Annotated in this window: 11 protein-coding genes and 5 tRNA genes; 9 read left to right on the top strand and 7 right to left on the bottom strand. The window is 69.5% G+C overall.

The features are described from left to right. The first annotated feature begins 32 nt into the window (after positions 1–32). The 3 genes from ACFZAT_RS26055 to ACFZAT_RS26045 are packed head-to-tail and all read left to right on the top strand — an operon-like array spanning position 33 to position 3,488. Positions 33–722, top strand: a complete 690-nt coding sequence (locus ACFZAT_RS26055; RefSeq protein WP_391267620.1) for a helix-turn-helix domain-containing protein — start codon at positions 33–35, stop codon at positions 720–722. After that, positions 719–2,230 carry a tyrosine-type recombinase/integrase gene (xerC, locus tag ACFZAT_RS26050; RefSeq protein ID WP_391267618.1) on the top strand — a complete coding sequence of 504 codons (1,512 nt, stop codon included), beginning with the start codon at positions 719–721 and terminating at the stop codon, positions 2,228–2,230. The genes ACFZAT_RS26055 and xerC overlap by 4 nt, the downstream gene beginning before the upstream one ends. Positions 2,231–2,270: 40 nt before the next feature. Beyond that, entirely contained in the window at positions 2,271–3,488 is a 1,218-nt protein-coding gene (locus tag ACFZAT_RS26045; protein ID WP_391267614.1) for a hypothetical protein, read from the top strand. A gap of 168 nt (positions 3,489–3,656) precedes the next feature. On the opposite strand, the gene ACFZAT_RS26040 is transcribed toward ACFZAT_RS26045, so the two are convergent. The 6 genes from ACFZAT_RS26040 to ACFZAT_RS26015 form a co-directional block, all read right to left on the bottom strand. Next, a tRNA-Lys gene (locus ACFZAT_RS26040) sits at positions 3,657–3,730 on the bottom strand. Positions 3,731–3,842: 112 nt separating this feature from the next. Further along, a complete protein-coding gene (locus ACFZAT_RS26035; RefSeq protein ID WP_391267756.1) occupies positions 3,843–5,972 on the bottom strand; it encodes an FG-GAP-like repeat-containing protein in 2,130 nt (709 codons plus the stop codon). A 47-nt stretch (positions 5,973–6,019) separates the two neighbouring features. Beyond that, positions 6,020–9,106, bottom strand: a complete 3,087-nt coding sequence (locus tag ACFZAT_RS26030; protein WP_391267612.1) for an FG-GAP-like repeat-containing protein — start codon at positions 9,104–9,106, stop codon at positions 6,020–6,022. Positions 9,107–9,374: 268 nt separating this feature from the next. Then, positions 9,375–11,441, bottom strand: coding sequence for a DEAD/DEAH box helicase (locus ACFZAT_RS26025; protein ID WP_391267610.1), 2,067 nt, complete (start codon positions 11,439–11,441; stop codon positions 9,375–9,377). Between the two features lie 241 nt (positions 11,442–11,682). Beyond that, positions 11,683–12,264, bottom strand: a complete 582-nt coding sequence (locus ACFZAT_RS26020; RefSeq protein ID WP_391267608.1) for a hypothetical protein — start codon at positions 12,262–12,264, stop codon at positions 11,683–11,685. 167 nt (positions 12,265–12,431) lie between these two features. Then, entirely contained in the window at positions 12,432–12,782 is a 351-nt protein-coding gene (locus tag ACFZAT_RS26015) for a metallopeptidase family protein (RefSeq protein ID WP_018101725.1), read from the bottom strand. Between the two features lie 85 nt (positions 12,783–12,867). Here ACFZAT_RS26015 and ACFZAT_RS26010 point away from each other — a divergent pair, with 85 nt between their 5' ends. The 6 genes from ACFZAT_RS26010 to ACFZAT_RS25985 all read left to right on the top strand — a co-directional run bounded on the left by ACFZAT_RS26010 (position 12,868) and on the right by ACFZAT_RS25985 (position 18,953). Then, on the top strand, positions 12,868–14,385 hold the full coding sequence (locus tag ACFZAT_RS26010; protein ID WP_391267606.1) for a metallophosphoesterase: 1,518 nt from the start codon (positions 12,868–12,870) through the stop codon (positions 14,383–14,385). 80 nt (positions 14,386–14,465) lie between these two features. Continuing rightward, positions 14,466–14,538, top strand: a tRNA-Glu gene (locus ACFZAT_RS26005). 38 nt (positions 14,539–14,576) lie between these two features. Further along, positions 14,577–14,651 (top strand) — tRNA-Asp (locus tag ACFZAT_RS26000). A 24-nt stretch (positions 14,652–14,675) separates the two neighbouring features. Next, positions 14,676–14,749: transfer RNA gene (locus ACFZAT_RS25995), tRNA-Phe, on the top strand. Positions 14,750–14,852: 103 nt separating this feature from the next. Then, positions 14,853–18,773, top strand: a complete 3,921-nt coding sequence (hrpA, locus tag ACFZAT_RS25990) for an ATP-dependent RNA helicase HrpA (protein WP_391267604.1) — start codon at positions 14,853–14,855, stop codon at positions 18,771–18,773. A 105-nt stretch (positions 18,774–18,878) separates the two neighbouring features. Continuing rightward, positions 18,879–18,953, top strand: a tRNA-Asp gene (locus tag ACFZAT_RS25985). Between the two features lie 778 nt (positions 18,954–19,731). Here ACFZAT_RS25985 and bldC read toward each other — a convergent pair. Next, positions 19,732–19,938 carry a developmental transcriptional regulator BldC gene (bldC, locus tag ACFZAT_RS25980; protein ID WP_003949541.1) on the bottom strand — a complete coding sequence of 69 codons (207 nt, stop codon included), beginning with the start codon at positions 19,936–19,938 and terminating at the stop codon, positions 19,732–19,734. Positions 19,939–20,456 lie beyond the last annotated feature (518 nt).

The following is a 20,456-nucleotide window of genomic DNA, read 5'->3' as shown; positions in this document are numbered from 1 at the left end:
GGAATCAACGGTAGGCAAGTTAATGTGTCTTCATGACACAGCGTCGTTCCGACCATGGATACAAGGAAGAAACCGAGGCCGACGACCTCGAATGGGAGGACCACGTCATGGCCACCGTGGCCGGCGAGGTCCGCAGACGGCGGAAGGAACTGCGGTGGAGCGCGCAGGATCTGGCCGACAGGTGCGAGGAGATCGGCTATCCGATCCCCCGCAACGTGATCGCCAATATGGAGTCCGGCCGCCGCGCCGTCCTGCCCCTGGTCGAGGTCATGGTCCTCGCCAAGGCCCTGCGCATGTCCCCGATCAGCCTGATCTACCCCGTCGGCTATGTCGACACAGTCCGCCAACTCCCCTACGAAGACCCGCAACCGGCCTGGGACGCGCTGCAGTGGTTCACCGGCGACGAATCTGCCGAAGACGCCACCGACTACATGCTCGACCACTTCCTCGCCCACGATCTCGAACTCCGCTCGGCCCTGGCCGCCGTGGAGAGCGAGGACTACGAACGCTGGAAAGTCAGGACCGCCCCCAACCGCGTCCAGCGGGAGGCAGCCGAGCGCGCACTGACCCGGTACTCCGACCAGGCCGCCAATGCCAAGTACGAACTGGGCCGCCACCGCGACGCCATCCGCGAGGCCGGTGGCACCCCGCCCCGCCTCCCCTCCCCACTCGCCGACATCGACCCACCCGACACCGACCTCACCGAGGAGATCGATATTTGAAGGGCTCCACCCATCGCCGCTGCTACTGCCGAGACGCCCACACCGGCAAGCCGCTCGGCAAGAAGTGCCCCAAGCTCACCAGCCGCAAGCACGGCTCCTACTCCATCCGCCAGGAACTCCCGCCCCGCGAAGACGGCACCCGCCGCTCCTTCAGCCGTGCCGGCTACGACACGCTCAAGGCCGCCCAGGGCAATCTCGACCACGTCCGCGCGCTCCTCGCCCTGGCCGACATGGACGATCACGACAGCCTCCAGCGGCTCGTCACGCTCCTGGAGGAGATCGGCAACGAGAAGGCTCCGCTACCCGACGTCGAGGAGACACGGCGGCGTCTCAGGGCCGGGCTCGGGCTACGGGGCAGTCTCACGGTCGGCGAGTGGCTGGACGCCTGGTTCGCCTCGAAGAAGCGCCGCAGGACCACCCTCAACGGGTACGCGTCGCACATCCGCGTCCATCTGAAGCCTCGCATCGGACACATACGCCTGGACCGGCTCAACGTCGGTCACCTCGTGGAGATGTTCGACGGGATAGCCGACGACAACGAGGTGATCACCGCCGAGAACCAGGCTCGCCGCGAGCAGACTGCCCGCTGCAAGCCGAGTCGGCCCGGCCGCCCGGTCGCCGCCGAACGGGCCCTGCTCGCCGCCGAGCGGGCCATGCTGGCGGAGATGAAGCCGTTCCGGAAGGTCACCGGACCGGCAACCCGCCAGGCCGTACGACGGACCCTCCGCGCGGCCTTGAACTCCGCCATCGCCCAGCAGCTCATCACCTTCAACCCGGCCGCCCACGTCGAGTTGGAGTCCGGCAAGCGCCCCAAGCCGCTCCTCTGGACCGACGAACGCGTCCGTCGTTGGCGGGAAACCGGCGAGGTCCCGGGGCCGGTCATGGTGTGGACACCGCAGCAGTTCGGAGCCTTCCTCGACGCGGCCGAGGAAGACCGGCTCTACGCCGTCTTCCACCTCATGGGCACCCGCGGCCTCCGACGGGGCGAAGCGGTCGGCCAGGACTGGCACGAGACCGACCTCGACGCCGGCCTCATCACCCCCGCCAAGGAGATCGTCGTCGACGGCTGGGATCCGTACGAGTCCGAGCCGAAGACCGACGGCAGTGCCGGCACGATCGCCCTCGACAGCGTGAACGTGGCCGTCCTGCACGCACATAGGAAGCGCCAGGCGCGGGAGCGGAAGCAGGCGGGCACCGCCTGGAAGGAGACCGGGAAGGTATTCACCAAGGAGGACGGCTCCTGGCTCCACCCGGAAACGGTCTCGGAAACCTTCCGCCGCCTCCTGGCCACGACCGGCCTCCCGCCCGTCACCCTGCGGGACCTCCGCCACGTAGCGGCGACACTCACCCACGGAGCCGGCGGCGACATCCACACGATCAAGGAGACCCTGCGCCACTCCACAATCACCTTGACCTCGGACACGTACACGAGCCTGCTCCCGGAAGTCGACCGCGCGGTGGCCGAAGCGGCCGCGCAGTTGATTCCGAGGAGCCGCCGTTCCCGGTAAAACTAGAACGAATCTCCGCGGCCTGCCGCAGGATGTCCTCATGGGCGCCAAAGGCACAGAGCAGATCGTTCTGCTCACGATCGACCGAGAAACTGAGACTGTCGTCTTCACTCGGTCTGACGGCAAGGAAGCTCGCTTCCCTCTCGAACGGCCTCTGTTCCAGGAGGCTAGTGCTCTGACAAAGCTGCACGTCTCTGGAGCGTTCGACGTCATGGTGGCGGAGACGACGTACGGCGACGCGATCTCCTTCGAGCTGCCAACAGCCGCTGGGGCCGAGCCGCTCCAGGATCGCCTCGTCGTGTACCTCGATCAGAACAAGTGGAGCGAGGTCGCCAACTCGCTTTACGCGCCAGAAAAGGTAAGCACGGACAGCCGTAGCGCGGCAGCCCGTCTCATTCAGCTAGTGCGCGAGAGACGCATCGTTCTGCCCGCTTCAGCCGGCCACTACGCCGAAACTGGGAAACGGTTCAGCACCGAGAAGCGGTACCAGCTGGCGTTGACTATCCTCCAGCAAAGCCGTGGTTGGCAGATGCGTGACCCCCTAGAGGTCAGGCAACAAGAGATTCTCTCCGCGCTGCTCCGACACTCTGGAGACCTAAGCAGTGAGAGGGCCTCTGCGGTGTTCACCCTCGCGCCGGATTCTCTGTACTCGGCAGCACGGGGGTACCAGGGGTACGTTCCCCCAGCAGGTCTGCCCCCCGAGCAAGCTTTGGCGCTGACAGCGCTCACCAACGCATCAGCCTCCATCGACACGATGCTGGACGCGGAACGGGTGGGCCCAGGCGTCGAGGGAAATTGGGCCGCTCACAATCAGCGCTTCAGCGATTGGCTCGATGGCGAGCCTCGAGACACGCAGCAGAAGCGCAAATCGATCGACGCCTTCCTCCTCTCAGATATTGGCAGGGAGGCGACGCGGGTTGCACATGCCATGCAAATGTCACCCGCACAGTTCGACACCTGGATAAGGCAGAACGCCACGAAGGACATCACTTCTCTCCCGTCACTCGGCTTGTTCCGGGAGGTATTCCACACCAGGCACCTGAATAGGGCCACTACGTGGCGTATCAACGACTGCACCGACATGATGTACCTGTCGTGCGCAGCCGCGTACGCCGACTTCGTGGTGTGCGAGCGCCACATGCGTCAGCATCTGTCGCATGGCCTGAGGCGCATGAAGAGCGGCACACAAGTCTTTCGCCATCTTCACGAGGTGGTGGATGCGATCGAGAAGCGATGGGCTCAGCCAGAGCGCCCCTAAGCGGTTCCAGCGCTGCAGCCCTGACCCGCTGGGTCGCAGGGCACGAAGTCGCATCCGCTCACGCATCGCTCACGCAAGCACCCACGAATGTCAGAGCGCCCCGCCCGGAGAGAACCGGACGGGGCGCTCCGCTGCAGGTCAGAGGGGGTTCCCCCGCCCTGCGGTCGGTAGGCCGTGTGGGACTCGAACCCACAACCAACGGATTAAAAGTCCGCTGCTCTGACCAATTGAGCTAACGGCCCTCGGCACATCACCCCCGAGCATAGCCCGCCCCGGCCGCGCAGCCGATCGGGTATCGGCGGCGCGGCCCCGTCACCTCGGTGAGGGCGGGCTCAAGGGCTCAGGGCCCAGGGCTCAGAAGATCCCCTTGTACGCCTGCCAGCCGGTGGCGATCTGCGTACGGGCGCCGAACGAGCCCTTGCCGTTGCCGTTGTTCCGGAACAGCTTGCCCGCCGAGTCGCGGACGACGATGTCGTTCCGGCCGTCGCCGGTCAGGTCGCCGACGCCGACCAGGGTGTTGTACGAGCGGCCCCAGTCGGTGAACACCTTCACGCGCGCGGCGAAGCGGCCGTTGCCCAGGCCGTTGTAGCGCCACAGGCCGCCGTTGCGGTCGTGGCCGAGCAGGTCGGGGATGCCGTCGCCGGTGATGTCCCCGACACCGGTGATCTGGGCGTACGTCCGCCAGTCGGTGTTGATCCTCGTCTTCGGGAGGAACTTCCCGGCGGCCGTGCCCGCGTAGAAGTAGATGTCGCCGGTGGACGTCTGCCGGGCCACAAGGTCGGCCCGGCCGTCGCCGTTCAGGTCGCCGGGCGACGTCAGTACGTCGTACTGCTGCCAGCCGCCGCCGATCACGGTGTGCTTGCCGGTCGGCTTGTAGCCGGAGGTCCCGCAGCTGCCCTCGTACCGGCGCAGTTCGCCGCCGGGCATCCGGACGAGCAGCTCCGAGCAGCGGTCGCTGCCGGTGTCCGCGAAGGGCACGGCGAGGGTGCCGGCCGGCCAGCCGGTCCCGGACTTCTTACCACTGAAGACGCCGGACGTCTGCCCGAACTGGATGGTCACGTCGCCGTGGGAATTGAGGGTGACGAGATCGCCGATGCTGCGGCCGCCCTGGTCGTGGAAGCCCTGCGCGCCACCGCTCACCTCGATGGTCCCGGTGGTGGTGTACTTCCCCGTACCGTCCTCGGCCGTCGCCGTCAGGGTCCAGGTGTGCTGGCCGTTGCCCGTGCGCCCGCCCGCGTCCGTCAGGCCGTCCCAGTTGACGTCCGCCTCGGTCCCCTCACCGCCCCTGAGGGTGCGCACCGTACGGCCCGTCCAGTCCTTGACGGTGTACGTCCAAGTGACGGGCTTGCTGAACTGCCAGGTGCTGTTCCACGCCTCGAGCCCGTTCACACCCTTGAAGTCCATGTACGGGTCGCCGACATCGGAGGCGATCTTCGCGAGGGACTGCGCGGGCACCCCGCTGGGCACGATGTGGATGTTCTGCGCGGCGTCGAGATACGCGATGTCGCCGCCGAACTTGTCCACCGCCCAGGTCAGCCGCCGCTGGTCGGCGGTCTTCCCCGCGGGGAGCGCCGCAATCGCGCGCGGAGCGGCCGCCTTGCCCGTGTGGAAGTCGGTGAGCAGCAGCTCCCCCGCCGCCCGGTCGTGCCGGACGAGGAAGCCGTCGCCGACGAGGGCGGGCCCGGACGGCACGGTGAACGACTTCTTCGCCGTACGGTCGTACACGCCCGCCGCACCGGTCGCCCCGCAGTTCCAGTAGAGCCAGCGGCCGACCGCGCGCACCTCCTTGATCACGCAGGGGGCGCCGGTGGCCGCCGACTCCACGACCTTCTTCGTCTCCAGGTCGGTCGCGGTGAGCGCCCCGGTGGCGGTGGTCGCCGCCCACAGCGCGGTGCCCCAGACGGAGGCCGCGCCCGGCGCGCGGACGATGGGGTCGGCGGTCGAGGTGTAGCCCGGGTACATGCCCGCCCGCTGCTTGGCGGGGGAACCTCCGTTGACGACGTAGGCACGCCCGGTCATGTCCACGACCTTGGCGGTGGCCACGGGGTACTTGGTGTCGCCACCGTGGTACGCGTCTCCGGGCGCCCAGAACTTCACCGACTCGGTGCCGGCGGCGTCGCCGTCGACGAACACCGTGCCGACGTCACCGTGGCCCGAGGCCATCAGATCGACGCAGGCGCCGTTGTCGCAGGGCACCGTCCTGAGGTGCGCGCCGTTGGCGTACGTCCCGGCGAAGGCACGACTCTCGCGCGCCCCCACGGTCGTGGCGTCTGCGGACACCTGCCGGTCGTACACCATGCGGTCGCCGGAGGGGCTCCGCTCCGCCGTCACCAGCCGTCCGCCCGCGAAGTCGAGGCCGTACACCCCGGTCGTCGCCACGGTGGCCGGGGCGGCGTCGGCGGCGCTCGCCGGTACGGCGGCCGTGGCGAGGACGGTCGCCCCGGCCACGGCACCCACGAGCGCGACGCGCCCGCGTATGAACACGGTCAAGAGAAGTTCCTTTCCGGGAAGCCCGGATGTCGAGCGATTGATCAGAAGAGGTTCTTGTACATCTGCCAGCTGCCGCCGACCTTGGCACGCGCCGCCAGCGCGCCCTTGCCGTCGCCGCGGTAGCTCCACAGCACGCCGGACGTGTCGCGGGCCAGCAGGTCCGCGCGGCCGTCTCCGTTCAGGTCCCCGGAGCCGACCATGGTGTCGTACATGGTCCAGCCGTACCCGATCTTGGTACGGGTCCCGAGTGTGCCCTTGCCGGTGGCCGGGTAGCGCCACACGTCGCCCGAGCGGTCGCGGGCCACCAGGTCGCCCTTGCCGTCGCCGTCCATGTCGCCCATGCCGGCCAGGAGGTACCCCTGCCAGCCGTAGCCGATCTTCACCCGGGGCTCGAAGAGGCCGTTGCCCTTGCCCCGGTAGAAGTACAGGTCGCCCGCGGGCGTCCGGCCGAGCAGATCGGCGCGCCCGTCACCCGACATGTCGCCGGGCGAGGTCAGGGCGTCGAACATGTTCCAGCCGGTGCCGATCTTCGTGTACGGCGTGGTGGGCTTGAGCGCGGCACCGCAGCCCGGCCTGTACGCGCGCAGCTCGCCGGCCTCCGTACGGACCAGCACGTCGTTGCACCGGTCGCCGCTGACGTCCTCGAACGGCACGGCGGCGGTCACGGTGTTGCCGCCCGTCCAGCCGGTGCCCGACACCTTGTCCTCGACCCGCCCGGCCCCGGTCCCGGTACCGGCCCGCCAGTCGGCCTGCCCCGCCGAGGTGAACGCGAGCAGATCCCCGAACCCGTCATTGCCGACGAAGTCCCGCGGCGCGGCTGCCCCGCCGCTCAGTTCGACGGCGCCGGACGTGGTGAAGGCCGCGCCCTCGCCGTCGGCGGGGTCAGCGGTGAGCGTCCAGGTGTAGGAGCCGTTCGGGGCGTACGCGCCGGTGGCGGTCTTCCCGTCCCACGCGGCCGTGATCAGTCCGCGCGCCTCGCCGCCCGTCAGAGTGCGAACGGTGGCACCCGTGGCCTGGTTCTTCAACGTCAGCTGCCAGGAAACGGCAGGCTTCGACACCCACCAGCGCGCCGTCCAGGACGGAACCCCGCCCCGCAGCGTCGCCGATGCCGGTACGTCGGAGTCGATGCGAGCCATCGGCGAGGCGGGGATCCCCAGATCGGCGACCGTGATGTCCCCGTCGGGCTGCCGCTGATAGGCGATACGTCCGGTGCCGGTGTCGATGGCGTACTTCTGCTCCCGCTCACCGTCACCGGCCATCGTGTACGTGTGCACCGGTACCGGGGTCGCTCCCCGCACATCGGTGATCTCCACGTCGTCACCGTTGCGCCACCCGACATAGCCGTCGCCGAGCACGGACACCGGGTCGAGATGCGTCAGACCGGTCTTCTTCTCGAGATCGAACACGCCGCCCCTGGCGGGGCTTCCGGCGCAGTCCCAGCTGAGCCAGTGCAAGGTCACCTTGATGGACTCGGCCCTGCACCCGGTGCCGAGATCCACCGTCTGCCGCACTGCCCCGGTCCGCGCGTCGCGACCGACCACGGTCCCCGCCACGGGGCCCGCGCCCCACACCCGGTCTCCGTACAGATCGGCGTCCTCAGCGCTGAACGGCATGCTCGCCAGCAGCGTCCCCGTGTCCAGATCGACGGTGACGGTGCCGGTGTCGCTGCCGTCGGTACGGCCACCGCCCCCCAGTGCGTAACGGCCCGACACATCCTTGACCTGGAACCAGGCAAGACCAGGGACCGACAACGGAACGGCCTCGGTACCCCCCGGCTCCACGAGCGACGGCATCTGCGGGCCGTCGCTCGCGGGCGCCGGCATGATCACGGTTCGCCCGTCACCTGTGGCGAACAGGGTCGGGCACCCATCGCTGTCCCCGCACTCCGCCAGGTCGAAGCCGCGGTCACCGGCCGGCCCCGTGCCACCGACGGCGAGCGGACCCGACACGGATACGGTGCGCGAGCGGAAGCCCTTGCTCTGGTCGGACAGGAGCTCCAGCGATTCGAGCCGCCCCTGACTGAAGCTCATCTCCTGCGGTCGCGACGTCGCCGGTGTGACGTCGACCAGCTTGCCCGCGGTCGGTCCGCCGTCACCGGGACGGACCAACTGCACGCCCAGCCCGTCAGGACGGGAGCCGCCCACCACGAGCAGCCCGCCGTCCGGGGTGGGCATGGCGTCGGCCCGCCCATGGGCGAAGAGCACCTCCTCGGGGCCGCCGTCCAGGGGGACGGTCACGAGTCGGTACGGAGTCGAGCCTCCCTGCCCGGAGGCGCGTGCGACCACCAGGTGCTGCCCGGTGACGCCGAGAAGCCTGTCGCCTTCCGCGTACGGAAGGTCCTTCACCTGGCTCACGGCCAGCGGCCCGGACTGCGACGTGCCCTTCGCGTAGAAGGTCACCTTGCCGTCCTTGGTCCACTCCACCACGTGGTCGCCCGAGACCACCGTGGACGCCGTCGCCGCGGAGACGCCGGGACCCACCGGGCGGGCCTCACCCGTCGACAGCGAGATCCACAACGGCCGGAGGCGGCCCTCCTGCCCGTACCGCACGAGAACACCATCGGCCCCACCGGTGACCGCCTCGACAGGACGCTCGGCACCGTCGGGCCACCCGGAGACCTCCGTGTCCTGGACGGAACCCTTCACGAGCCGCAGCAGATGCCACGCCGGCGCGGCCGTGGCGCTCGTGCGGCTGTACGTCACGACTGTCGTGCCGTAGGTACCCACGTACTCGTGCCCGGCGGGCAACTCCACGTAGGAATTGGTCCCTGCGGCCACGTCGTACAGCCGGATCTCGCCGTTCTCGGCCATCCCCCGGCTCTGGTACGCGGCCACGACGTCGGACCCGGCCCCGTAGGTGCCATCGGCATCGGGCCCTTCGAGGTCGTTGTAGATGATGTGGTTCTCACCGCTGTACGAACTCCAGAACTGACCGCGTCCCTCCTCGTACCGGAGGTACCCCGTCGGCCCGGCCGACAGAGGGATGACCGTCCTCGGCTGTGCGGCGACGTCTGCGGGAAAGACCACATCGTCACCGGTCGCCGCACGCGCCGGCCCCGCGGTCAGTGGTACGAAGCCCGCGCCGATGACAAGGGCCGCAACGACCGCGACCGCACTGCGCACACCCATGTGACGTCTCAAACCGAGTCCCTCCCGGACACCTTCGAAAAGGCATGGGGAGGACGCGGCAGCATCTGCCGCGGTCTGTGCGAAGTGAAAGCCCCCCGGCCCCAACCCCCCATGCGAATGCGACGACCTTAACAGCAGACGCACAGGCACCGACAGGGGAATTCGAACTCGTTCAAAACCTGCTTCCATCAGCGCCGGACAACAGAAGAGCGGGCCCGTCCGGGAAGGACGGGCCCGCTCTCAGCAGACCTTCAGAGAATCAGCGCGATCAGCCGTTGCGCTTCCAGCGCGGCTTGTCGTCGCGGCGGCCGAAGGAGCCGGTGCTGGTGCCGGTCGAACGGTGGTCGTCGCGGCGGCCGTTCGGACGGTCGCCGCCGGAGCGGAAGCCGCCCGAGGGGCGGTCGTCGCGACGGTCACGGTTGAACGGACGGTCGCCACCGCCGGAGCGGAAGCCGCCCGACGGACGGTCGTCACGACGGTCACGGTTGAACGACGGACGGTCGTCGCGGCGCTCGAAGGAGCGGCCGCCGCGGTCGTCCCGGCGGTCGCCGCCGGAGCGGAAGCCCCCGGACGGGCGGTCGTCGCGACGGTCACGGTTGAACGGACGGTCGCCACCGCCGGAGCGGAAGCCGCCCGACGGACGGTCGTCACGACGGTCGCGGTTGAACGACGGACGATCGTCGCGGCGGTCGTTGCCCCGGTAGCCACCCGACGGGCGGTCGTCCCGGCGGAACGGACGGTCGCCCCGGTCGCCCCGGTCGTCGCGGCGGTCGTTGCCCCGGTAGCCACCGCGGTTGTCGCGGCGCTCGTAGTTGCCCCGCTCGTCGCGGCGATCCTCGCGCACGGCCGGCTGCTCCGGCACGGAGGCGGCGGCAGCCGCGAGGGCGGCCTCGGCCTCGGCGGTGACCTCGGCCACGGCGGCCTCGGGGTCGTCGCCGCGCTCACGGGCGGCACGCGCCACCAGGCGGTCGGCCTCCTCGCGGAGCTCGACGGCCCGACGCTGCACCCGCTCCAGCTGCTTGGTCAGCTCGGCGGCCTCGCGCTCGGCCTGCTTCGCGGCGTTGTTCGCGGAGTCGGCCTGGACCTCGGTGAGCGAACGGGCGCCGGTGATCTCGGCGACCTCCGGCTCGAAGACGCCCGCGCCCTGCACGATGTGGCGCGAGGCGTCGACGCCCGCGTCCTCCATCAGGCGGAAGATCTGGCGGCGCTGGTGCGGCAGGGCCAGCGAGACGACCACACCGGACTTGCCGGCGCGGGCGGTACGGCCCGAGCGGTGCAGGTAGTCCTTGTGGTCACCGGCCGGGTCCACGTTGAGGACCAGGTCGATGCCGTCGACGTGGATACCGCGCGCGGCGACGTCGGTCGCGACGAGCGCGTTGACGTAACCCTTCTTGAAGTCCTCCAGGACCCGGGTGCGCGCGCCCTGCGTCATGCCGCCGTGCAGCGCGTCCGCCTTGACGCCCGCGTCGACGAGCTGCTCGGCGATGCGGTCGGCGCCCAGCTGGGTGCGGACGAAGATGATCGTGCGGCCCTTGCGGGCGGCGATCGCGGAGGTGACCGGCGCCTTGTCCTTCGGCTTCACGACGAGGACGTGGTGCGACATGGTCGAGACGTTGCCCTGGGCGGAGTCGACCTCGTGGGTGACCGGGTTGCTCAGGTAGCGCTTGACCAGCGTGCCGATCTCGTTCTCCATGGTGGCGGAGAAGAGCATGCGCTGGCCGCCCTCGGGGATCTGGTCCAGCAGCTCGGTGACCTCGGGCAGGAAGCCCAGGTCGGACATCTGGTCGGCCTCGTCGAGGACGGCGACCTGGACGTTCTCCAGCGAGCACGCGCCGCGGTTGATGATGTCGCGCAGCCGGCCCGGGGTGGCGACGAGGATGTCGACACCGCGCTCCAGGGCGTAGATCTGGTTGCCCATCGACGTACCGCCGCAGACGACCTTCATCTTCAGGCCGAGCACGTCGCCGTACGGCTGGAGCGCGTCCGCGACCTGCATCGCGAGCTCACGGGTCGGGGTGAGGATGATCGCGCGGGGCTTCTTCTTCTCGGTGTGGCCGTCCGCCAGGGCGGAGAGGGTCGGCAGACCGAAGGAGAGGGTCTTGCCGGAGCCGGTACGGCCGCGGCCGAGGATGTCCTTGCCGGCCAGGGCGTCCGGGATGGTCGCCGCCTGGATCGGGAAGGGCGTGGTCACACCGTTCTGCGCGAGCTTGCGGACGATGCCCTCGGGCAGGCCCAGGTCGGCGAAGGTGACGGTGGGCTCAGAAGCCTCGGCGGCCTCGGCGACGACGGCCTCGGCGACGGCGGTGAGCTCGTCGTTCTCGACGTTCTCGGGCATGACGGTGTGGTCAGAACTGGAAATTGACATGCGAAATGCGAAACCTTCCGGAGTCTCGGCACGCGCCCATAACTCCGTGATTTCGCAATGTCGACCGCCTCAATGCGGTCCAGCCACGGCAAGGGAGAGTACGCGCCACACGGCGCTCTTCTGTGTCGGCGCCGGGCAATGGGATCAAACGATCTACCACCATACGCACTCTCACCCACATCGCGCAAGCCGCCTCCCCTCACCTTTCTCCTCAGGCCGGTCCCACCTGCGGTGATGCCTCCGGTGTGGGCAGCTCCGCCACCTCGTCCGGCCACCCCAGGGCGTCGGTACGGAACTGAGCGGCCGGAGAAGCCGAGGGCGCCGGAGGCGCGGGCTCCGAGGGCTCCGGCTCGGGCTCCTGCGGGTCCGGCGGCGCGGGCGTGTCCACCGGGTCCTGCGGACCGGGTACGGGGTCGGGGTCGGCCGGCGCCGAGGGCTCCGGCGGCGCGGAGTCGGCCGGACCCGCCGGTACGGAGGGACGGGCGACCCGGTCCCGGCCCGCGCCCCTCTCCGCCCCGGACCCGTCGGTGGCCGGCGCGCTCCCGGAGGGCGACGCGGACGCGCTCGGCCCGGCACCCCGGCGCTCCGACTGCGCACCGGCACCGCCGAACCGGGAGCGCCCGGTCCCCGTCACCGTGGAACCGTTCGGCTCGACCGCGGTGCCCTTCGGCTCGGCGGACCGCGAGGGTGCCGGTTCCGCCCCGTCGGAGCCGACGCTCATACAGCCGGTGGACGTGGCGAGCGTGACAGCGGTGACCGCTGCCCAGCGGACCGGAACGGGGAACTGGCGCACGGGGGCACCTCCGGGAGGCGTGAGGAAGGACGGGCCCTGACATGAACGAGCCGGGTGTGTTGTGCCCAACTCCCTTGACCCCGCCCGGGACACGCCCGCCGGGCCGGCTCCTTCACCACGGGCGCCCCGCACCCGGCTCACCCGTAGCCGGCTCACCCGCACCCCGCTCACCCGTAGCCGAGCGCGTGCAGCCTCTCGTCGTCGATGCCGAAGTGGTGGGCGATCTCATGGACGACGGTGATCTCCGTCTCGGCCACCACGTCCTCGCGCGTCTCGCACATCCGCAGCGTCGGACCCCGGTAGATCGTGATCCGGTCCGGCAGCACGCCCGCGTACCACTCACCCCGCTCGGTCAGCGGCGTGCCCTCGTAGAGCCCGAGCAGTTCCGGGTCGTCGGACTCCGGTTCGTCCTCGACGAAGACCGCGACGTTGTCCATCAGCCGGGTCAGCTCCGGCGGAATCCGGTCCAGTGCCTCGGCGACCAGTTCCTCGAACGCTTCCCGCGTCATCTCCAGCACCCGGCCATTGTCCCGTACGGCCACCCCGCCCGCCCAGGTCCCGCACCCGGGCATACCCGCACCACGACTGGGGCAGGGGCACCCAATGGCCCGCGCCCGACTCCCCTTCCGCCGCCCGATACCCCGCCGCGCCGCCCGCGGACCCCTCGCCTCGCCCCGCCCGTTCGTCCGGGCACTGGGACTCGTCGTCGTGGTGCTGTTCGGCGCCTGGCTCGGGCTGCTCGCGGTGGGCAGCGTCCGGACGCCCGTGGGGCCGATGGACACGACGATGACCCTGCGGCCCTCGCTCAGCGGCGGCACCAAGATCAACGTCTCCCCGCTCGGCGCTCTGGAACTGGACTCGCACCACGCCCCGGTCCGCCTCGACGTGGACGTGGACCGGCTCGACCCGGTCCGCTCGCAGGCCCTGGTCCAGCACCCCGAGCGGCTGGCCGGGCTGGAGGACGAGGTCACGTCGGACGTCGCGTCGGGCACCCGCGAGCTGGCCCTGCGCTCCTGCGTGGCGGTGGTGACCGGGGCGACGGCGCTGGGCCTCGCGGTCTACCGCCGGCCGCGCCGGGCCCTGGCCGCCGGGGGCCTGGCCCTCGCGCTGCTGGCCGCGTCCGGCGTCGGCGCGTACGCCACCTGGAATCCGAAGTCGGTCCTGGAGCCCAAGTTCTCCGGGCTGCTCTCCAGCGCCCCTTCGGTCGTCGGTGACGCCCGCTCGATCGTCAGCGACTTCGACGTCTACCAGCAGGAGCTGGCCCGCCTGGTCACCAACGTCACCAAGCTGTACGACGCCACCTCGACGCTCCCCGTCTACAGCCCGGACCCGGCGACCCTGCGCGTCCTGCACGTCTCGGACGTCCACCTGAACCCGGCGGCGTGGCACATCATCGGCTCGCTCGTGGAGCAGTACGACATCGACGTGATCATCGACTCCGGCGACACGATGGACCACGGCACCGCCGTCGAGAACAGTTTCCTGGACCCCATCGCCGACCTCGGCGCCCCCTATGTGTGGGTGCGCGGGAACCACGACTCGTCGGTGACCCAGAAGTACCTCTCCGACAAGAAGCGCTTCCCGAACGTGCGCGTCCTGGACCAGGGCCGGGCCGTGACCGTCGGCGGGCTGCGGGTCGCCGGGGTGGGGGACCCACAGTTCACCCCGGACCGCACGGGCCCCGAGCAGGCGGGGGACGTCCAGAGCGTGGCCGGCCGCACGCTCGCCGCCGCCCTGCGCGAGCAGCAGCGGTCCGGCACCCCCGTCGACATCGCCGTCGCCCATGAGCCGGAGGCGGTGAAGGAGACGGACGGCGAGGTGCCGCTGGCGCTGGCGGGCCATGTGCACCACCGGCAGAACGAGGTCCTGAAGGGTGGCACCCGGCTGATGATCGAGGGCTCCACGGGCGGCGGCGGACTGCGGGCCGTCCAGAACAAGAAGCCGGAACAGGTGCTCGCGTCGGTGCTCTATCTGGACCGCTCCACCCGCCGGCTGCAAGCCTGGGACGAGATCACCCTGGGCGGCCTCGGGCTGACGACGGCCGAGGTCAGCCGCCATCTGCCGGAGCGGAAACCGGCCCTCACGAGCCCGTCCCCGACCGGCCCGACGCCGTCCCCGTAAACCGTTTTGGCGAACGCCGCCGGCATCCCATATGCTTCTCACGTCCCCGACGCGCTGCAAGGCGCGCAGGTGGGCCCTTAGCCCTCATCGTCTAGTGGCCCAGGACGCCGCCCTTTCAAGGCGGTAGCACGGGTTCGAATCCCGTTGGGGGCACGCTTGAACGTGTGCGAGACTTGTCTCGCACATTGCTTGGTCCTGTGGAGCAGTTAGGAGTGCTCGCCACCCTGTCAAGGTGGAGGCCGCGGGTTCAAATCCCGTCAGGACCGCTGAGGTTTCACGTGAAACCTTGTGGCTGGGTAGCTCAGTTGGTACGAGCGATCGCCTGAAAAGCGATAGGTCGCCGGTTCGATCCCGGCCCCAGCCACTTCCCGAAGACCCCGTCCACCGGACGGGGTCTTCGCCGTTCCGGACGGGTGCCCGAAATGGGTTCGCCCTTCCTGCGGCACGGGTGAGATCCTGGGGTCCGTATGTCTACTTCCTTCGCCGATCTCCAGTCCCGGCTCGCGCAGCTCTCGCTCCGCGACGCGAACCGGCTCGGCCGCCGCCTCGAAGGCGCCCGCCGCATCCGCAAGCCCGAGGCCCAGCGGGCCGTGCTGGACGAGATCGCCGCCCAGGCGGACAAGGCAGCCGGGCGGCTTGAGCAGCGGGCCGGCCGACTGCCCGCCCTCACCTACCCCGAACAGCTGCCGGTCAGCCAGAAGAAGGACGAGATCCTGGAGGCGATACGCGACCACCAGGTCGTGATCGTCGCCGGTGAGACCGGCTCCGGCAAGACCACCCAGATCCCCAAGATCTGCATGGAGCTGGGCCGGGGCCTCCGGGGCATGATCGGGCACACCCAGCCGCGCCGGATCGCCGCGCGCACGGTGGCCGAGCGGATCGCCGACGAGCTGAAGACACCGCTCGGCGAGACCGTCGGCTGGAAGGTCCGCTTCACCGACCAGGTGAACCCGGACTCGACCTTCGTCAAGCTGATGACGGACGGCATCCTGCTCGCCGAGATCCAGACGGATCGCGAGCTGCTCGCGTACGACACGATCATCATCGACGAGGCCCACGAGCGGTCCCTGAACATCGACTTCCTGCTGGGCTATCTGGCCCGGCTGCTGCCCAGGCGCCCCGACCTGAAGGTCGTCGTCACCTCCGCGACCATCGACCCGGAGCGCTTCTCGCGCCACTTCGGCGATGCCCCGATCATCGAGGTCAGCGGGCGTACGTACCCCGTGGAGGTGCGGTACCGGCCGCTGCTGGAAGAGGACGGCGACGACGCCGACCGCGACCAGATCACCGCGATCTGCGAGGCCGTGGACGAGCTCCAGGGCGAGGGCCCCGGAGACGTCCTGGTCTTTCTCTCCGGCGAGCGCGAGATCCGCGACACCGCCGACGCGCTCGGCAAACGGAACCTGCGCAACACCGAGGTGCTCCCCCTCTACGCGCGCCTGTCGCACGCCGAGCAGCACCGGGTGTTCCAGCGCCACACCGGCCGCAGGATCGTGCTGGCCACCAACGTCGCCGAGACCTCGCTGACCGTCCCCGGCATCAAGTACGTGATCGACCCGGGCACCGCCCGCATCTCCCGCTACAGCCACCGCACCAAGGTCCAGCGGCTGCCGATCGAGCGGATCTCGCAGGCCAGCGCCAACCAGCGCAAGGGCCGCTGCGGCCGCACCTCGGACGGCATCTGCATCCGGCTGTACTCCGAGGACGACTTCCTGACCCGCCCGGAGTTCACCGACGCGGAGATCCTGCGGACGAACCTGGCCTCCGTCATCCTCCAGATGACCGCCGCCGGCCTCGGCGACATCGAGAAGTTCCCCTTCATCGACCCGCCGGACCACCGCAACATCCGCGACGGCGTGCAGCTCCTCCAGGAGCTCGGCGCGCTCGACCCCGCGGAAAAGGATCCGAAGAAGCGGCTCACCCCGCTCGGCCGCAAGCTCTCGCAGCTGCCGGTGGACCCGCGCCTCGCCCGAATGGTCGTCGAGGCCGACCGCAACGGCTGCGTACGCGAGGTCATGGTCATCGCCGCCGCGCTCTCCATCCAGGACCCGCGCGAGCGGCCCTCCGACAAGCAGACGCAGGCCGACCAGCAGCACGCCCGGTTCAAGGACGAGACCTCCGACTTCCTGGCTTTCCTGAACCTGTGGCGCTACATCCGCGAGCAGCAGAAGGAGCGCGGCTCCTCCAGCTTTCGCCGGATGTGCAAGCAGGAGTATCTGAACTTCCTCCGCATCCGCGAGTGGCAGGACATCTACGCCCAGCTGCGCACGGTCGCCAAGCAGATGGGCATCACTCTCAATGACGACGACGCTCCCGAGCAGTCGGTGCACACCTCTCTCCTGGCCGGGCTGCTGTCGCACATCGGGCTGAAGGACACCGAGAAGAACGAGTACCTGGGCGCCCGCAGCGCCAAGTTCGCGATCTTCCCCGGTTCGGCGCTGTTCAAGAAGCAGCCGCGGTTCGTGATGTCGGCGGAACTCGTGGAGACGTCCCGGCTCTGGGCACGGGTCAACGCCAAGGTCGAGCCGGAGTGGATCGAGCCGCTGGCCCAGCACCTGCTGAAGCGCACCTACAGCGAGCCTCACTGGGAGAAGGACCAGGCCGCGGTGATGGCGTACGAGCGGGTCACGCTGTACGGCGTGCCGATCGTCGCCCAGCGCAAGATCAATTTCGGCCGGATCGACCAGGAGACCTCGCGGGACCTCTTCATCCGCAACGCCCTGGTCGAAGGCGACTGGCGCACCCACCACCAGTTCTTCCACGACAACCGCAAACTGCTCGGCGAGGTCGAGGAGCTGGAGCACCGCGCCCGGCGCCGCGACATCCTCGTGGACGACGAGACGCTGTTCGACTTCTACGACCAGCGCATCCCCGAACACATCGTCTCCGGCGCCCACTTCGACTCCTGGTGGAAGCACAAGCGGCGCGACGAGCCGGAAGCGCTCGACTTCGAACGCTCGATGCTCATCAACGAGAAGGCCGGGGCCGTCACCAAGGACGACTACCCGGACTCCTGGCGGCAGGGGAAGCTCAAGTTCCGGGTGACCTACCAGTTCGAGCCGGGCGCGGACGCCGACGGCGTGACCGTCCACATTCCGCTCCAGGTGCTGAACCAGGTCACGCCGGAGGGCTTCGACTGGCAGATCCCGGGGCTGCGCGAGGAGGTCGTCACCGAACTGATCCGCTCGCTGCCCAAGCCGATCCGCCGCCACTACGTGCCCGCGCCGAACTACGCGGACAAGTTCCTGGACCGGGCCGTGCCCCTCCAGGAGCCGCTGCCGGTGACGCTGGCCCGTGAACTCCAGCGGATGGTCGGGGTCCCGGTCACCGCGGACGACTTCGACCTGAGCCGGGTCCCGGACCACCTCAAGATCACCTTCCGGATCGTGGACGAGCGGCGGCGCAGGGTGGCCGAGGACAAGGACCTGGAGGCGCTGAAGCTCCGGCTGCGCCCGAAGGCCCGCCAGGCCCTCTCCAAGGCCGCGGCGGCGACCGCGGGACCGTCCGGCGAGTCCATCGAGCGTTCGGGCCTGAAGGACTGGACGATCGGCACCCTGAGCAAAGTCTTCGAGACGCGCAGGGCCGGCCAGCCGGTCAAGGCGTACCCGGCGCTGGTGGACCAGGGCGAGACCGTCGCCGTACGCCTCTTCGACACGGAGGCCGAGCAGCAGCAGGCGATGTGGCGGGGCACCCGGAAGCTGATCCTGCTGAACATCCCGGTGAACCCGGCGAAGTTCGCGTCGGACAAGCTGACGAACCAGCAGAAGCTGGCCCTCTCCCGCAATCCGCACGGCTCGATCCAGGCCCTGTTCGACGACTGCGCGACGGCGGCCGCCGACCGGCTGATCGCGGCGCACGGCGGCCCGGCCTGGGACGAGGCGTCGTTCCGGACGCTGTACGACAAGGTGCGCGCGGACCTGGTCGACCTGACCGTGCGCACGATCGGCCAGGTGCAGCAGATCCTGGCGGCCTGGCAGGCGTGCGAGCGCCGGCTGAAGGCCACCAACAGCCTGGTCCTGATCAACAACGTCACGGACGTACGCGACCACCTGGCGCGCCTGATGCCGCCCGGCTTCGTCACCGCGACCGGACTGCGCCGGCTGCCCGACCTGATGCGCTACCTGGTCGCGGAGGACCGCAGGCTCCAGCAGATGCCGACCAACGTCCAGCGCGACACCACGCGCATGGAGAAGGTCCACGAGATGCAGGACGAGTACGCCTGGCTGCTGGAGCAGCTGCCCAAGGGCCGCCCCGTCCCGCAGGAGGTGCTGGACATCCGGTGGATGATCGAGGAGCTGCGGGTGAGCTACTTCGCGCACGCCCTGGGCACCGCGTTCCCGGTCTCGGACAAGCGGATCGTGAAGGCGATCGACGCCGCCGCACCCTAGTCCGTCCCCGTAACGAACCCACCACCCGGAGTGAGTTCGACCGCACCCGCTGAACTCCTGTACAGTCTGTTTTCGCAGCCGGACGCAAGGAAGGCAGCGAAACCTGGTCCTGTGGAGCAGTTAGGAGTGCTCGCCACCCTGTCAAGGTGGAGGCCGCGGGTTCAAATCCCGTCAGGACCGCAGAACGAAAGCCCGGATCGTATCGATCCGGGCTTTCGCGCGTCTTGACCGCGGTGTCCGCCGACGAGTACTCAGAACCCAGTGGCCGCGCGGGGGTTCCTGGAGCGGGGCGGCGCGCATCCACCGGGAGGTGGCGCGATGGGGGCATCCACGGGCGGGAGCCGACGCGGGTGGACACCCGGCCGTCGCGAGCCGCTCCGGGGCCCGTGACGGCCCTACAGGCACCTCACAGGAGCCCGGACCGCCCGAGCCGCCCACGAGGCGTCGGCAGGTCCTCGTGCGGGCTTCGCGAAGCGGGGACGTAAGTCCTCCCACGACATGACCTTCGGCGACACCGTCGGCTTCCTCACAGTGGCAGGCTCGTAGTTGGCAACACCTGCACGGTGTGACGGGTGTCACTGAATCAGTTTTGAGAAGGGGGGCCTTTACACCCTTCCTACAACTAGCGAATTTAATATGTGCAATTGCACCTCCCGGAGCGATGTCCTCCGGTTACCCCCGCACCACCCGCCGACACCCTGCGGCGAGGGCCCCCGGCTGCCGGGCCCGGCCGCGCAAGCGGCGCCGTAAGCCGACGGGGAACAGACGCAAGGCGGAGCCGGTCCGGGCGCAAAAAAATCGCGCTGGACCCGGCGGAGTCCAGCGCGATCGGATGACATGACCCGTGTGACACAGGTATGGCGCCCGTTGGGGCGGGCGCCCGTCATATGGAGCTATGGGTGAGCAAGTGGGTTGGGGGACCCAAAAGCCCAGGTGTGACGGGGTGACAGGGGGTTTGTCAGGCCTCGCTGCGCTGCTGCGGAATACCCGCAAGCAGTGCGCGGACCTCTGCCTCGCGGTACCGGCGATGCCCACCGAGCGTGCGGATGGACGTGAGCTTGCCTGCCTTCGCCCAACGGGTAACCGTCTTCGGGTCCACGCGGAACATCGTGGCAACCTCAGCCGGGGTCAGCAGCGGCTCGGCATCAGGGGTGCGAGCGGTCATGAGCGGCCTCCTCGGGAGAACCGAACCATCTCGGTTCTTTCCTCTAAATTCTGCACCTTGACCCACGTTGCCCGAAATGGCGGACGCGGGCCGAGTCGGTTATAGGACGAACGGCTTGTCCTCGGCACTACAACTACACCATCCGTCCAGCCACGTCGGCCAAACCGATGGAATTGCCCTCCCAGGTGTTCATCAGCGACGGAAAGCCGATGGACCATGCCATAGCGGACAGTCACACCACCGTGACGATCAGTCACAGAGCGATCAGGAGCCATCAGACCCCCCATAGCGTGCAATGCTGAGCGATCCGCCCATACATGGACGGATGGAGTCCTCACCGGACTCCTTGTCCTATTTTGGCATGAGGGGTAGGGAAGGGCGCAAGGGCCCCGTAAGTGCTATCCATCACGGTTGAGGCAAAGGCCCGGTTCGGGACGTAGGTCCCGCCACCCCTTCGGACACTTCCGCCCCTTCACCCACACGTGTCACATCCGACACCGGTTCACGAGCCGTCCGTC

Source organism: Streptomyces sp. NPDC008163, assembly GCF_042956885.1.
In the GTDB taxonomy this organism is placed as follows: domain Bacteria; phylum Actinomycetota; class Actinomycetes; order Streptomycetales; family Streptomycetaceae; genus Streptomyces; species Streptomyces drozdowiczii_A.
This window is presented reverse-complemented; position numbering and strand designations above follow the sequence as displayed.

What these genes read in the sequence shown, in the direction of transcription:
- hrpA (WP_391267604.1), top strand. Translation starts at nt 14,853, where the DNA reads ATGTCTACTTCCTTCGCCGATCTCCAGTCCCGGCTCGCGCAGCTCTCG.
- ACFZAT_RS26010 (WP_391267606.1), top strand. Translation starts at nt 12,868, where the DNA reads ATGGCCCGCGCCCGACTCCCCTTCCGCCGCCCGATACCCCGCCGCGCC.
- ACFZAT_RS26030 (WP_391267612.1), bottom strand. Translation starts at nt 9,106, where the DNA reads ATGGGTGTGCGCAGTGCGGTCGCGGTCGTTGCGGCCCTTGTCATCGGC.
- ACFZAT_RS26045 (WP_391267614.1), top strand. Translation starts at nt 2,271, where the DNA reads ATGGGCGCCAAAGGCACAGAGCAGATCGTTCTGCTCACGATCGACCGA.
- ACFZAT_RS26055 (WP_391267620.1), top strand. Translation starts at nt 33, where the DNA reads ATGACACAGCGTCGTTCCGACCATGGATACAAGGAAGAAACCGAGGCC.
- ACFZAT_RS26025 (WP_391267610.1), bottom strand. Translation starts at nt 11,441, where the DNA reads ATGCCCGAGAACGTCGAGAACGACGAGCTCACCGCCGTCGCCGAGGCC.
- bldC (WP_003949541.1), bottom strand. Translation starts at nt 19,938, where the DNA reads ATGACCGCTCGCACCCCTGATGCCGAGCCGCTGCTGACCCCGGCTGAG.